General features: G+C 69.9%; 11 protein-coding genes. 4 read left to right on the top strand and 7 right to left on the bottom strand.

The features are described from left to right. The first annotated feature begins 49 nt into the window (after positions 1-49). From topA to rpmG, 4 genes are all read left to right on the top strand, one after another. Positions 50-2,755 carry a type I DNA topoisomerase gene (gene topA / locus IAI59_RS11500; protein ID WP_207417238.1) on the top strand — a complete coding sequence of 902 codons (2,706 nt, stop codon included), beginning with the start codon at positions 50-52 and terminating at the stop codon, positions 2,753-2,755. Then, positions 2,752-4,896, top strand: coding sequence for a ribonuclease R (gene rnr, locus IAI59_RS11495; RefSeq protein WP_207417440.1), 2,145 nt, complete (start codon positions 2,752-2,754; stop codon positions 4,894-4,896). The genes topA and rnr overlap by 4 nt, the downstream gene beginning before the upstream one ends. Before the next feature lie 11 nt (positions 4,897-4,907). Next, the gene (locus tag IAI59_RS11490) at positions 4,908-6,461 is read left to right on the top strand and encodes a S41 family peptidase (RefSeq protein ID WP_207417239.1); all 1,554 of its coding nucleotides are present in this window, start codon (positions 4,908-4,910) and stop codon (positions 6,459-6,461) included. Positions 6,462-6,623: 162 nt separating this feature from the next. Further along, positions 6,624-6,791, top strand: a complete 168-nt coding sequence (rpmG, locus tag IAI59_RS11485) for a 50S ribosomal protein L33 (protein WP_207417240.1) — start codon at positions 6,624-6,626, stop codon at positions 6,789-6,791. A gap of 70 nt (positions 6,792-6,861) precedes the next feature. Here the strand turns inward: rpmG and IAI59_RS11480 are convergent, their stop codons facing one another. From IAI59_RS11480 to IAI59_RS11450, 7 genes are all read right to left on the bottom strand, one after another. Further along, positions 6,862-8,250: a PleD family two-component system response regulator gene (locus tag IAI59_RS11480; protein WP_207417242.1), complete on the bottom strand. Its 1,389-nt coding sequence runs from the start codon at positions 8,248-8,250 to the stop codon at positions 6,862-6,864. 341 nt (positions 8,251-8,591) lie between these two features. Then, positions 8,592-9,062: a hypothetical protein gene (locus tag IAI59_RS11475; protein WP_207417244.1), complete on the bottom strand. Its 471-nt coding sequence runs from the start codon at positions 9,060-9,062 to the stop codon at positions 8,592-8,594. A gap of 98 nt (positions 9,063-9,160) precedes the next feature. Further along, a complete protein-coding gene (dapE, locus tag IAI59_RS11470) occupies positions 9,161-10,285 on the bottom strand; it encodes a succinyl-diaminopimelate desuccinylase (protein ID WP_207417246.1) in 1,125 nt (374 codons plus the stop codon). Between the two features lie 2 nt (positions 10,286-10,287). Continuing rightward, positions 10,288-11,124 (bottom strand): 2,3,4,5-tetrahydropyridine-2,6-dicarboxylate N-succinyltransferase, encoded by an 837-nt coding sequence (gene dapD, locus IAI59_RS11465; RefSeq protein WP_207417247.1) that lies wholly within the window; start codon positions 11,122-11,124, stop codon positions 10,288-10,290. 88 nt (positions 11,125-11,212) lie between these two features. Further along, the gene (gene argB / locus IAI59_RS11460) at positions 11,213-12,100 is read right to left on the bottom strand and encodes an acetylglutamate kinase (protein ID WP_207417248.1); all 888 of its coding nucleotides are present in this window, start codon (positions 12,098-12,100) and stop codon (positions 11,213-11,215) included. Positions 12,101-12,161: 61 nt separating this feature from the next. Beyond that, positions 12,162-13,103, bottom strand: a complete 942-nt coding sequence (locus tag IAI59_RS11455; RefSeq protein WP_207417249.1) for a nucleoside hydrolase — start codon at positions 13,101-13,103, stop codon at positions 12,162-12,164. Positions 13,104-13,113: 10 nt separating this feature from the next. Then, positions 13,114-14,673, bottom strand: a complete 1,560-nt coding sequence (locus tag IAI59_RS11450) for an ABC transporter substrate-binding protein (protein WP_207417250.1) — start codon at positions 14,671-14,673, stop codon at positions 13,114-13,116. Positions 14,674-14,715: the final 42 nt, after the last annotated feature.

Below are 14,715 nucleotides of genomic sequence, written 5' to 3'. Positions count from 1 at the left end.
GGTTCGGCCCGCCCTTTTCGTGGCCAGAAGAAAGCACGCGACACCTGCCATGACCGACGTCGTCGTCGTCGAATCGCCGGCCAAGGCGAAGACCATCAACAAGTACCTGGGCGCGGACTTCACCGTCCTGGCCAGCTTCGGCCATGTGCGGGACCTGCCCGCCAAGGACGGCAGTGTGCGGCCGGACGAGAACTTCGCCATGGACTGGTCCTCCGAGGACCGGGGGGAGAAGCAGGTCGGCGCCATCGCCAAGGCGATGAAGGGGGCCAAGCGCCTGTTCCTCGCCACCGATCCGGACCGCGAGGGCGAGGCGATCTCCTGGCACGTGCAGGAGATGCTGCGGCAGAAGGGTGCGCTGAAGGGCGTCGAGGTCCACCGCATCACCTTCAACGAGATCACCAAGCGCGCCGTGCAATACGCGCTGGCCCATCCGCGCGACCTCGATACGCCGTTGATCGAGGCCTACATGGCCCGGCGCGCGCTCGACTACCTGGTGGGCTTCACGCTGTCGCCGGTGCTGTGGCGCAAGCTGCCGGGCAGCCGCTCGGCCGGCCGCGTGCAGTCGGTTGCCCTGCGTCTGATCTGCGAGCGCGAGGCGGAGATCGAGGCTTTCCGGGCCCGCGAGTACTGGACCGTCGAGGGCAAGTTCCTCACCGTCAACGGCGCCCCGTTTCATGCCCGGCTGACGCATCTGGAAGGCAAGAAGCTCGACCAGTTCGACCTCGGCGACGAGGCGGCGGCGATGCGGGCCAGGGGGCTGGTGGAGGGTGGCCAGTTCAGCGTCGGCAGCGTCGAAAAGAAGCGCGTCCGCCGCAACCCGCCGCCGCCCTTCACCACCTCCACGCTGCAGCAGGAATCGTCGCGCAAGCTCGGCTTCGGTGCGCAGCAGACCATGCGCCTGGCGCAGCAGCTCTACGAAGGCGTGGAGATGCAGGGCGAGACGGTGGGCCTGATCACCTACATGCGCACCGACGGCGTGCAGATGGCGCGCGAGGCGATGGTCGCCATCCGTGACCATGTGAAGGACAGCTTCGGCCCCGACTACATCCCGGCCGCGCCGCGCGAATATTCCTCCAAGGCCAAGAACGCCCAGGAAGCGCACGAGGCGATTCGCCCGACCGACGTGACCCGCCGGCCGGAGGATGTCGCGCGCTTCCTGAACCCCGACCAGCGCCGGCTGTACGAGCTGGTGTGGAAGCGCGCCGTCGCCAGCCAGATGCAGTCCGCCGAGCTGGACCAGACGGCCGTCGACCTGGTGGACGCGGGCGGCAAGTCGAAGCTGCGCGCCACCGGCAGCGTGATCGCCTTTGACGGCTTCCTGAAGCTGTACCGCGAGGACGTGGACGACGCGGTGGGCGACGACGAGGAAGGCCGCACCCTGCCGCCGATGCGCGAGCAGGACCCCGCCAAGCTGACCGCCGCCCAGGCCGACCAGCACTTCACCCAGCCGCCGCCACGCTTTTCCGAGGCCTCGCTGGTCAAGAAGATGGAGGAGCTCGGCATCGGGCGCCCTTCCACCTACGCCTCCATCCTGCAGACCTTGCAGGACCGCGAATACGTGAAGATCGACAAGCGCCGCTTCATGCCGGAAGACCGGGGGCGGCTGGTCACCACCTTCCTGGTGTCGTTCTTCGAGCGCTACGTGGACCCGCATTTCACCGCCGGGCTCGAGGAACAGCTGGACGACATCTCCGGCGGCCGCGCCGACTGGCGCGAGGTGATGCGCGTCTTCTGGGATGAGTTCAACGCGGCCGTCGGCGCTACCAAGGACCTGACGATCACCGCCGTGATCGACGCGCTGGACGAGGAGCTGGGTCCGCACTTCTTTCCGAAGCCGGCCGATGGCGGCAATCCCCGCACCTGCCCGAACTGCCACAACGGCCGCCTGGGCCTGCGCCTGGGCCGCAACGGTGCCTTTATCGGCTGCTCGAACTATCCGGAATGCCGCTACACCCGCCCGCTGATGGTACCGGGCGGCGAGGCGGACGGCGAAGGCGGTGGCCTGGCCGGCGGCCAGCGCGACCTGGGCACCGACCCGGTCAGCGGGCAGGAGGTCACGGTGCGCCGCGGCCCCTACGGCGTCTACGTGCAGCTTGGCGAGGGCGGCACGGATGCCAAGGGCAAGCCCATCAAGCCACGCCGCACCAGCCTGGCACGCGGCATGGACCCGGAAACCCTGACCCTGGAGCGGGGGCTCGCCTTGCTGTCCCTGCCCCGCGTCATCGGCCTGCATCCCGAAAGCGGCGATGAGATCACCGCCGCCATCGGGCGCTTCGGCCCCTACGTGAAGATGGGCAGCATCTTCAAGTCGATCGATAAGGACGACGATGTCCTGAGCATCGGCATCAACCGTGCCGTGTCTCTGCTGGCCGATGCCGCCGCGCGCGTCCGTTCCATGGGTCCGCACCCCAAGGACGGCGAGCCGGTGGAGGTGAAGAAGGGTCGCTTCGGCCCCTTCGCGCAGCACAACGGCTTTGTCGCCAGCCTGCCGCGCAACCTGGCGATGGAGGACATCACGCTGGACGAAGCGGTGGCGCTGCTGGCGGAAAAGGGCAAGAAGCTGCCGCCCAAGGGCAAGAAGGGCGCGGCCAAGAAGGCGCCTGCCAAGAAGGCCGCCGCCGCAACGGCGGCCGAGGCAGCCCCGAAGGCCAAAAAGGCAGCAGCCCCCAAGGCCGCGGCCGCTAAGAAGGCGCCCGCCGCCAAGAAGCCCGCCGCCAAAAAGGCGCCGGCCAAGACCGCAAAGGTGAAGGCCTGACCGGCGACGGGGAAGGCAGCGGCGCCGGCGCGCCGCTGCCGACGCGCGACCAGTTGCGGCGCTTCCTGCGCGACGCGCCGGGCGATGTCGGCAAAAGCGACATCGTCCGCCATTTCGGCCTCGACGTGGACCAGCGCCCTGCGCTGCGGGAGCTGCTGCGGCAGCTGGAAGCCGAAGGCGTCGTGGCCCGGTCTGGCCGCCGCCGGGCGCGGGACGCCGGCAAGCTGCCCGAGATCGCGGCCGTGGAGGTCTTCGGCATCGACCCCGATGGCGATCCGCTCGCCCGGCCGGTGGACTGGGAGGGCGAGGGCCGCGCGCCGTTGATCTACATGCGCCCGGAGCGCCCGGGCCAACCTGCCCTGGCGCCCGGCGAGCGCGTGCTGGCCCGGCTGCGGCCGATGGGTGCCGGCAAGTATGACGGCCGCACCTTCAAGCGCCTGGCGAGCCCCACCGCCGCCCGCGTGCTGGGCGTGTTCCGCGACGGCCGCGTGCTGCCGGTGGACAAGCGCCACAAGTCGGAATGGAGCGTCCCCGCCGGCGAGGAAGGCGGCGCGCAAGCCGGCGAGCTGGTTTTGGCGGAGCCGATCAACCACCTCGGCCTCGGCCTGCGCCCGGTGCGGGTGGTGGAGCGGCTGGGGCCGATGGACGCGCCGCGCGCGGTGTCCATGCTGTGCATCCACCAGCACGGCATCCCCGACACCTTCCCGCCCGAGGCCCTGACCGAGGCCGCCGCTGCCGGCCCGGTGGATCTGCAAGGCCGCGAGGACCTGCGCGCGATCCCGCTGGTGACCATCGATGGTGAGGATGCCCGGGACTTCGACGATGCCGTGTGGGCGGAAGCCGAGGGAACCGGGTGGCGGGTGGTCGTCGCCATCGCCGATGTCGCCCACTACGTGCCGGCGGGCAGCGCGCTGGACGATCAGGCCCGGCTGCGGGGCAACAGCGTCTACTTCCCCGACCGCGTGGTGCCGATGCTGCCGGAAGCGCTGTCCAACGGCTGGTGCAGCCTGAAGCCCGGCGAGAACCGCGGCTGCCTGTTCGTCGACATGCGATTCGACGCCGGCGGCTACAAAATCTCGCACCGCTTCGGGCGGGGTCTGATGCGCTCCGCCGCGCGGCTGACCTACGAACAGGTGCAGGCCTCGCGCGACGCCGGTGAGATGGCTGAAACGGTCGCCCCCCTCTTCGGCGCCTTCGCCGCCTTGCTGGCGGCGCGGGAAACCCGAGGCACGCTGGAGCTGGATCTTCCGGAGCGCCGGGTGCTGCTGGACGATGCCGGCCAGGTGCGGGACGTGGTGCCCCGCCAGCGGCTGGATGCGCACCGGCTGATCGAGGAATTCATGGTGGCCGCCAATGTCTGCGCGGCGGAAACGCTGGAACAAACCGGGCAGCCCTGCATGTACCGCGTGCACGACCGGCCGTCCGACGAGAAACTGGAAGGATTGAGGCAGTTCCTCGATACTTTCGACCTGGACCTGCCGGCGGCCGGGGAGCTGCGGCCCCGCCACTTCGCCGCCGTGCTGGACAAGACCAAGGACATGCCGGAAGCGCGGCTGGTCCATGAAGCGGTGCTGCGCGGCCAGTCCCAGGCGGCCTACAGCCCCATCAACATCGGGCATTTCGGATTGGCCCTGCCGCGCTACGCGCATTTCACCAGTCCCATCCGGCGCTATGCCGACCTGCTGGTGCATCGCGCCCTGATCGCGGGCCTGCGCCTGGGCCCGGAGCACATCCCCCCCGCCGACGCGGCCGAGTTCGAAGCGCTTGGCGAACGCATCACCCGCGCGGAGCGGCGCGCCGCGGCGGCGGAACGCGATGCGGTGGACCGCTATGTCACAAGCCTGATGGCGACACGCATCGGCGGCATGTTCGCCGCGCGTATTTCGGGGGTGACACGCTTCGGTCTGTTCGTCACCGTGGAGGAGAACGGTGCGAGCGGAATCGTGCCCTTGTCATCCCTGCCGGACGATCGATGGACTCACGAGGAGGCCGAGAAACGGCTCTCCGGCCGCAACACGCGACTGGCGTTCAGCCTGGGGCAGGCCGTCGAGGTCCGCCTGGCCGATGCGGCGCCGCTGACCGGTGGGCTGGTGTTCCACATCCTGTTGCAGGTTCCGCCGCGATCCGCCCGGCGCGGCTGATCGCTTCCCACGTGGCCCGGCTGGCGCGGGGGGCTTCGCTTGTCCTGCTGGTGCTGCTGTCGGCTCTTCCGGCGCGGGCACAGGACGCCTTTCCCCGCTCGCTGGTGCTTCCGGTCCTGCAACAGGCCTTTGACGCCATCCTGGAGCGCCATCTGGAATCCGCCGCGCCGGCCGACATGGCGTTGTGGTCGCTGCGTGGCCTCGGGGCGATCGACGTGCGGTTGGGCGCGGATGTCCGCAGCGGTGCCCTGCGGCTGAGCCAAGACGACCGCCTGCTGGCCGAGGCACCGGTCCTGAACCCTGCCGTGCCCCAGCAGCTCGGGCCGCCCCGCCGGATCGCACGGCTGGAGCAGCCCGCCGCGGACGCCCTGGCTGCCACGCTGACCGGCTTCTACGAGGTGGCCTGGGCCGCCTCCCCCGTGCTGAGACAGGCCGGGGTGGAGCGGATGCTGCAATCCGGCTTCGAGGAACTGTTCAACCACCTGGACCCCTACAGCCGCTACGTCACGGCACCGGAAGCGTTGCAGGTGCGCGACCGGCGGGTCGGCCAGTCGTCGCTGGGGCTGCGGCTCGTCGCCGGGCGCCGTGGCGTGGTGGTCGCGGGGCTGGTGGCCGACGGTCCGGCGGCGCGCGCCGGCCTGCGGGCCGGCGACGAGCTGCTGTCCATCGATGGCGAGGCCGTGTCGCCCCGTCGCATCAACGAAGCCGCGGAACTGCTGGAGGGTCCGGCCGGCAGCGCGGTCGCGTTGATCGTCCGCCGCGGCAGCCAGCGGCTGGCGGTCAACCTTCGGCGCAGCGACGAGCCGCGCCAGACGGTGCGCGCGGAGCAGCGGGACGGCATCCTCTGGCTCCGCCTCAGCGGCTTCGCCGCCAATACCACGGACGCGCTGACCCGGACGGTGCAGGATGCCTTCGCGCAGCCGCAGCCACCGCGCGGCACGGTGCTGGACCTGCGTGGCAATCGCGGCGGCGTGCTGCACCAGGCGATGACGGTGGCCGATGCTTTTCTGGCGGGCGGCCGCATCGCCAGCAGCCTGGGGCGGCATCCCGACTCCGTGCGGGCGTGGGACGCCGGCGGCAATGACCTGACGCAGGGCCGCCCGTTGGTGGTGCTGGTCGATGGCCGGACGGCTTCCTCCGCCGAGATCGTGGCCGCCGCGCTGTCGGACCGTGGCCGGGGGGTCGTCGTCGGCAGTTCCACGCTGGGCAAGGGACTGATCCAGATCGTCATCCCGCTGTCCAACGGGGCGGAGGTGCTGATCTCTTGGTCGCGCGTGCTGGCCCCGCTCGGCTGGCCGGTCCAGGGGCTGGGCGTGCAGCCGGCGATCTGCACCAGCCTGGGACAGGACGAGGCACAGAACGAGCTGGCGCAGCTGGCAGCCGGCCGGCCACCCCGCGCGGCGGTGCTGGCCCGCGCCCACGCCGCCCGCGCGCCGGTGCCGGCCAGCGAGGTGGCCAGCCTGCGCGGCACCTGCCCGCCCGCCGAGGAGCGGGAGCTGGATTCGGAGGTGGCCCGCGTACTGATCGACCAGCCACGGCTCTACGCGGTCGCGCTATCGCCCTGAAATAGTGGGCCAGAAGCAGGATTTGCTTGACTGGAACGGCGGGCGGTATAGGTTCCGCAACCTCATGGTACCCGGGAATGCGGCTCCGTATCGCCCGGTCTAGAGCAGCGCATATCGCGCCGCGACACTGCACCCGCGTCGGGGCGACCACGGAAGATTGTCATGGCCAAGTCCAACACCATTCTCATCAAGCTCGTCAGCACCGCTGACACCGGCTACTTCTACGTGACCAAGAAGAACACCCGCTCCACGACCAACAAGCTGGAGTTCAAGAAGTACGACCCCGTCGCGCGCAAGCACGTCGCCTTCCGCGAATCCAAGATCAAGTAAGCCGCTTTCCCGCCCCGGCGGGACAACAGGTTGAGGATCAAGGGCCGCACCCCCGGGTGCGGCCCTTTCCTTATGTCGGGGTCGGGGCGGCGGCGCTGCGGCGCCAGTCTTCCGGCAGGGCCAGCTCCGCGCGATTCCGGCCATTGGCCTTGGCGCGGTACAGCGCGGCGTCAGCCGCCGAGGTCAGGTCGTCCAGCGTGTCCGCCGGCCGGCTCAGCGCGACGCCGATGCTGGCGGTGATGCTCAACATCCGGTCGGCCGACAGCATCACGGGCTGCTCCAGCAGCGACAACCGCAGCCGCTCCGCCACCTGCATCGCCTCGTCTTCCGATGCATTGGCCATGGACACCACGAATTCCTCGCCGCCAAAGCGTGCCACCACGTCCACCGCGCGCAGGTGCTGGCGCATCCGCGCGGCCACTTCCTTCAGCACGATGTCGCCGGAAGCGTGGCCGAAGGTATCGTTGACCGCCTTGAAGCGGTCGACGTCCAGCATCAGCAGGGCGACGCTGCCCGCGCGCAGCAGGCCTTCCAGGTGACGGGTGATGTAGCGGCGATTGCGCAGCCCGGTAAGGCCGTCCGTCACCGCCATCTCCAGCGAGCGGTTCAGCTCCGCCTGCAGACGTTCCTGGTAGCGCTTGCGGCGGATCTGGTTGCGCGCCCGCGCCCGCAGCTCGTTCGGGTCCACGGGCCGCAGCACGTGGTCGTTGGCGCCCAGGTCGAAGCCACGCAGGATCTGCGCCTTCTGGTCTGCGTCGGCGATCAGCAGCACGGGAAGGTCCCGCGTGGGGGCCTGCGCCCGCAGCCGGGACGCGAACCGCAGGCCGCCGCCGTCATCCATCGACAGGCTGAGCAGCGCCAGGTCGAAGCCGCCATCGGCCAGCATCCGCCATGCCGTCGGCGCATCGGACGCCAGCTGGATCTGGATGCCATCGCCTGACAGCACGCTGGCCATCAGCTCCGCCTCGTTCACGTCCTCGGTCACCAGCAAGGCCTCCGACCCGGCAACGTTCGCGGAAGGCTGAGGTTCCGGCGCGAAGCCGAGGTCCCGTGCCGTCTCGGCCCGCACGCGGAAGGCATCGAGCACCTGCTTCATGCGCAACAGGGCACGCAGGCGGGCAAACAGGGTCTGGTGGTCCACCGGCTTGGACAGAAAGTCGTCGGCCCCCGCTTCCAGCCCCCGCACCCGTTCGGCCGGGTCCACCAGGGCGGTGATCATCACCACGGAAATATGCGCGGTCGCGGGGTTGGCCTTGAGCCGCCGGCAGACCTCGTAGCCATCCATGCCCGGCATCATCACGTCCAGCAGGATGATGTCGGGCATCCAGTCGACGGCGCGCGCCAGGGCTTCCGGCCCCGACGCGGCAAGGGCGACCTCGTAATACTCGGCGTTAAGCCGCGCCTCCAGCAGTCGCAGGTTGGCGGCGATGTCGTCCACCACCAGGATACGCGCACTCATGCCGCCGGCTCCTCCGCCGCAGGAAAGCAATGACGTGCCATTTTGGCCCCGCCTATCGCATAGGTCGTCACGCGGCCGTTGCCGGTCCGGTCGGCGCCACGGTCCCGGCACCAGGGTAGATCAGTCAAACGGCAAGCGAAACCACCGGGTGCCATATGCCATGATATGCAATGAATTTTCATGCAATGGCAGAAACATCTCCGGGCAGGCTGTCCCGTCAGGACCTGCCCCGGCAGCCTGATGCCGCATCCGCTACACGATATGGACTTGTCCCGAGCAGCCAAAGCATTGCCGCAACCTCGCCGCCGCGATGCCGCTTCGCGGGCCGGTGACGCCCGGCTTCATCCGGCAAGGCTGGTCACGACCGAGGACAACAGCAGGCCCATGAACAGGTCGAGTAGCACGAAGCCCGCGGCATGGCGGCCCGCCACCTGCAAGGCCAGCCCGGTGGCGAACCATTGCAGCCACAGTGCATAGCCCAGGCCCGCGAGCTGAACGCCCTGCCCCAACCATCCGGGCAGTTCGTTCACCACGAGCGATAGCACCAGGATGATGCCGTACTGCACCAGGCTGACCCAGTTCCAGGTTGCCACGAAGCGCGGCCAAAGCGCCTGGCGACCACAGGAGGTGGCCAGCGGCAGGGTGGCCAGCGCATAGGCGGCCCAGCCGGCCACGAAGCCGATCAACTCCGCCACGACCAGCCGCCCTGTCAGCGCCTGTTCGCCCAGCAGCAGCCGCAGCACCAGAAACAAGGGGAGGCACAGCGCCGCAGCCCAGAAGGACCGCCCCGCCGAGCCCGCGGTGATCGGCATCAATGCGATGCCCATGGCCCGTCCCCGCGCCAGCATCAGGGCGCCCCGCAGGCCGGACCGCAGTTCCGCCCGCTCCGCTGCGTCCGGCAGGCGGGGTGTCAGGTCGCCACCGGTCGCAGCAGCGCCTGGATGACCGCCGCGTAGAGTCGGGAGAGCGCCCGAAGCTCGTCCACGGGCGTTGCTTCGTCGGCCTTGTGCATGGTGCTGCCAACCGCGCCCAGCTCCGCCACGGGGCAGTACCGGGCAATGAACCGGGCATCCGATGTGCCGCCGCCGGTATCCAGCGCCGGCTCTACGCCCGCCGCCGCGCGGGTGGCGGATTGCAGCGCGGCCACGAAAGGCCCCGGCTCCGTCAGAAACGACTCGCCCGAGCAGGAAACCTCCAGCTCAAACCGCGCCCCTTCCGCTTCCAGCACCGCACGGATGCGGGCGGCGAGGCTGGCACTGCTGTGCAAGTCGTTGAAGCGGATGTTGAGCCGGGCGCGCGCGACCGGAGGGATGACGTTGGTGGCCGGATTGTTGACGTCAAAGGACGTGACCTGCAGGGTCGTCGCCTCGAACCACTCGCTACCCTCGTCCAGCGGCGTTGCCGTCAGGGTGTGCAGCACGCGCACCAGCCGGTGGATGGGGTTGTCGGCCCGCTGCGGGTAGGCGCTGTGGCCCTGCACGCCATGCAGCGTGATGGAAACGTTCATGCTGCCGCGGCGGCCGATCTTGATGGTGTCGCCCAGCACCGCCTTGCTGGTCGGCTCGCCGACGATGCAGCAGTCCGGCACCTGACCGTTGGCGTCCATCCATTCCAGCACGCGCACGGTGCCGTCGGTTGCCGGGCCCTCCTCGTCGCCGGTGATCAGCAGCGACAGGCTGCCGGGCAGGTCCGGCGGCAGGCTGGCGATGGCGGCGATCCAGGCGGCGATGCCGCCCTTCATGTCCACCGCGCCGCGGCCATAGACCGTGCCGTCCCTCACCTCGGCGCCGAAGGGGTCGGCGGTCCAGCCGGCCAGGTCGCCGGGCGGCACCACGTCGGTATGCCCGGCGAAGCAGAGATGCGGACCGGCCGTGCCACGCCGCGCGAAGAGGTTCTCGATCTCGCCGAAGCGCAGCCGCGTGCAGGTGAAGCCCAACGGTGCCAAGGCACGCTCCAGCACCGCCATCGCGCCGGCATCGGCCGGCGTGACGCTGGGGCAGCGGATCAGCTCCTGCAGCAGCGGCAAGGGATCCATGGTCAGTCCCGCAGCAGCTCGTTGATGCTGGTCTTGCTGCGGGTTTGCGCGTCCACGCGTTTGACGATGACGGCGCAGTACAGCGATGGGCCCGGCGTGCCGTCCGGCAGCGGCTTGCCCGGCAGCGAGCCGGGCACCACCACGGAATAGGGCGGCACATGGCCCATGAAGACCTCGCCCGTCGCGCGATCGATGATCTTGGTGGAGGCGCCGAGGAAGACGCCCATGGACAGGACGGAGCCCTCGCCCACGATCACGCCCTCGGCCACCTCGGACCGTGCGCCGACAAAGCAGTTGTCGCCGATCACCACCGGGTTGGCCTGCAGCGGCTCCAGCACGCCGCCGATGCCGGCACCGCCCGAGATGTGGCAGTTCTTGCCGATCTGGGCGCAGGAGCCGATCGTCGCCCAGGTATCGACCATCGTGTTCTCGTCGACATAGGCGCCGAGATTCACGAAGGAGGGCATCAGCACCACGCCCTTGGCGATGAAGGCCGAGCGGCGCACCACGGCGCCCGGCACGGCGCGGAAGCCGGCTTCCCGGAAGCGGTTCTCGCCCCAATCCGCGAACTTCAGCGGCACCTTGTCATAGGCGCCGAGGCCGACCTCCATCGGCGCGCTGTCTTCCAGGCGGAAGGACAGCAGGACCGCCTGCTTCAGCCACTGGTTGACCTTCCAGCCACCCTGCCCGTCCGGCTCCGCCACGCGGGCCTTGCCGGAATCCAGCATCTCCAGCGCCAGCTCGATCACCTCGCGCTCGGCACCCTGCGTCGCCGGCGAGATCTCCGTGCGGCGGGCCCAGAGGCCCTCGATGGTGGTGGCGAGGGTGGCGTTGTCCATGCGGCGGCATCCCGATCGGCGCGAAAAAAGGTCCGCGCCGGTATCGGGTGGGGCCGGGCCGCTGTCAACAACGGCCCGGCGCGGGCGGTTACGGGCGGATGAGGGTGCCCGCGCCGCCTTCGGTGAACAACTCGATCAGCACCGCGTGCGGCACCCGGCCATCGACGATGACCGCGCCCTTCACGCCCTGCTCGATGGCGTAGATGCAGGTCTCGATCTTCGGGATCATGCCGCCCGAGATCCAGCCGGCGGCGATGCCGGCGCGGGCCTCGGCCACCGTCATCTCCGGGATGAGCTGCTTGTCCTCGCCCAGCACGCCGGCCACGTCCGTCAGCATCAGCAGGCGGGAGGCGTTCAGCGCGCCGGCGATGGCGCCAGCCGCGGTGTCGGCGTTGATGTTGTAGGTCTGGCCGTCTTCGCCGACACCCACGGGTGCCACGACGGGCACGATCTGCGCGCCGATCAGCAGCTCCAGCACATGCGGGTCCACCCGCTCCGGCTCGCCCACGAAGCCGAGGTCCAGCACCTTCTCGATGTTGCTGTCCGGGTCGCGATAGGTGCGGGTCAGCTTCTTGGCGCGGATCAGGCCGCCATCCTTGCCCGAGATGCCGACGGCGATGGCTCCGGCGCGGGTGATGCAGTCCGCCACCTGCTTGTTGACGGTGCCGGACAGCACCATCTCGACCACGTCCACGACGTGGGCATCCGTCACGCGCAGCCCGTTGATGAATTCGGACTGCACGTTCAGGCGCTTCAGCATGGCGTTGATCTGCGGGCCGCCGCCATGCACCACGACGGGGTTGATGCCCACCTGCTCCAGCAGCGCGATGTCGCGGCCGAAGCGGTCGGCCGCTTCCTCCTGGCCCATGGCATGGCCGCCGTACTTCACGACAATGGTCTGGTCGTCATAGCGCTTCAGCAGCGGCAGGGCTTCGGCGAGAAGCTCCATCTGGCTGCGGGCTGCTTCGGCGTTCATGACGGCTCCTTCCCGGGCAGGCATCGTTCCGCGCCGCGTCTAGGATGCGGGGCCACAGGGGTCAAGCGTAGGAGGCCAGGCGGCTCCACAGCAGGTCGAAGAAGCCCGGCGCATCGAGGCGGGACAGCACCGTGGCGTTGCGCGGCCGGTCCGTGGTGTTGAAGAAGTCGCCCACCGTCTGGCCATAGCACTTGCCCTCCGTCAGCTCGACCGAGACATTGGCGGCGCGGGCGCCGAACAGCTCGGGCTTCAGCAGGTAGGCGACCACGCAGGGGTCGTGCAGCGGGCCGCCGGGCTCGCCGTAGCGATCCGGGTCGTTGCGATCGTAGAAGGTGATCAGTTCGGCCGCCGTCTGTACAACCCGCCCCGGCATGGCGCGAAAGGCGGCCACGCGGGCGGGGGTGGCGAGCGCCTGGAAGGTCACGTCCAGCGGCGCCAGCACCACGGGGGCGCCGCAACGCAGGACGATCTCGGCCGCGTGCGGGTCCGCCAGCACGTTGAATTCGGCGGTGGGCGTGCGATTGCCGCCGGCCACGAAGGCCCCCGCCATGGACACGATCTGCTTGATGCCCTGCGCCAGCGACGGGTCGCGCGCCAGCGCCACGGCGAGGTTGGTGAAGGGTCCGAGCGTGCAGACCGTGACCGGCGTTCCGGCCCGCGCGGCGGCGGACAGCTCGGCGGTCAGCACGTCCACGGCGTGGCCAGCGGCCAGGGGTGCCTCGGCTTCCGGCAGCAGCGTGCCGCCCAGCCCGCCCGCGCCGCTGTACTTGCCGCGCATCACCGGGCCGAGGATCGGCCCGACGCAGCCGGCATGCACCGGCACGTCACCGCGCCCGGCCAGGGCCAGCACGCGGCGGGCGTTCTCCGCCGTGCGGTCGCCCGGCACGTTGCCGGCCACCGTGGTCACCGCCCGCACCTCCAGCTCCGGCGAAGCCAGCGCCAGCAGCAGGGCGATGGCGTCATCCACGCCGGGGTCGCAGTCGATGATGATGGGCAGGGCCATGGCCGGGGTCCTAGCGGGTGGCGTTGATGGCCAGCGTCCAGCCATCGGTGCGGGGGCGGTAGTTGAAGCCCGGGCGGCTGGCCCAGCTGTTGGCCAGGAAGAAGATCGGGATCACCCCGTTGTCCTTGATGGCCAGCTCCGTCGCCTGGCGCAGCAGGGCCTCGCGCTTGCGGTCGTCCACCGTGCGCAGGGCCTCGGCCAGCAGGCGATCGAATTCCGGGTTGGAATAGCGGCCACGGTTGCCCGAGCCATCGCCCTTCTCGGGGTTGAAGGTGGCCAGCAACGGCCGCAACACGGAGGAAGCCTCGCCCGTCTCGGCCGCGGCGCCGCCCATGATCACGCTGTATTCGCGGTTGCTGGCGCGGGCGAAAAAGATGTTGCCTGGCTGCGCCTCGACCTTGGTCTGGATGCCCACGCGGGTCCATAGCTGCGCCAGCACCTGCGCCACCTTGTCGTCATTGGGGTAGCGGTCGTTGGTGGCGTGCAGCGTCATCTGGAAGCCATTGGGCAACCCCGCCTCGGCCAGCAGGCGGCGGGCACCGGCGGCATCGAAGGCAGGCGCGGCGAGGCCGGGCACAAAGCCGAAATACCCTTCCGGCACCAATTGCCCGGCGGGCGTCCCTTCCCCATCCATCACCCGCGCCACAATGGCGCGGCGGTCCAGTGCCAGGGACAGAGCCTGCCGCACGCGCGGGTCGCGCAGCGCGTTGGGGATGGCCTCGCCATTGCGCCCGCGCACAAAGGGAGACTGTTCCCGCTCATGGTCCAGGTGCAGGTACATGACCCGGTTGGACGCGACAGAGGACAGGGTGATCTTGCCATCGGACCGCAACTTGGCGATGTCGGTGGTCGGCACTCCCTCGATCACGTCCACGTCGTTGGACAGCAGCGCGGCCACGCGGCTGGCATTGGTGGGAATGAAACGGAACGTGACCCTGCGCCACGCGCCTTCGCCCGGCACCGCCGCCTCCAGCTCGAGCCGGTCGCCGGGGGTGTAGGACGCGAAGCGGAAGGGGCCGGTGCCGATCATCGCCTTGCCGCTGTTGAAGTCGGCCGTTTCGGCACGCTCCAGGCTGCGCGGCAGGATGGCGATGCGGCTGAGCGCGTTGGGCAGCAGCGGATAGGGTTCCGTGGTGCGGATGCGGATGGTCTGGGCGTCCACCACCTCCACCGCCGAGATCGGCCGCACGTAGGGCAGGAACGAGGACGGGCTGTTCCGCACGGTCGGCACGCGGCGCAGGCTGGCCGCGATATCCTCCGCCTCCATGGGCGAACCGTCATGGAAGCGCACGCCGGAGCGCAGCTTGAACTCCCAGGTGGTGTCGTCCACCGGCTTCCACACGCTCGCCAGGCCCGCCACCAGCTGTTGCCGGTCATCCTGGTTCACCAGCCCGTCGAAGACGTTGCGGGCCAGGGCGCTGTTGGAGCCGACCACATGGAACTGCGGGTCCAGCGAGGTGATGTTGGCGGCCAGGCCAACCCGCAACGCGTCTTGCGCCAGGACTGGCGCCACGCTGAGGGGAAACAGGACGGAGGCGCAGAGCACTGCGCGAAGGCTAGGATAGGTCATGATGGTCGTTCGTCCCTGTGGTTGCGCCTCTTTCCGGGCGCG

The organism is Roseomonas haemaphysalidis (assembly GCF_017355405.1).
GTDB lineage: Bacteria > Pseudomonadota > Alphaproteobacteria > Acetobacterales > Acetobacteraceae > Pseudoroseomonas > Pseudoroseomonas haemaphysalidis.
Note: the sequence above shows the minus strand (reverse complement) of the source record. Positions and strands in the feature narration are given on the sequence as shown.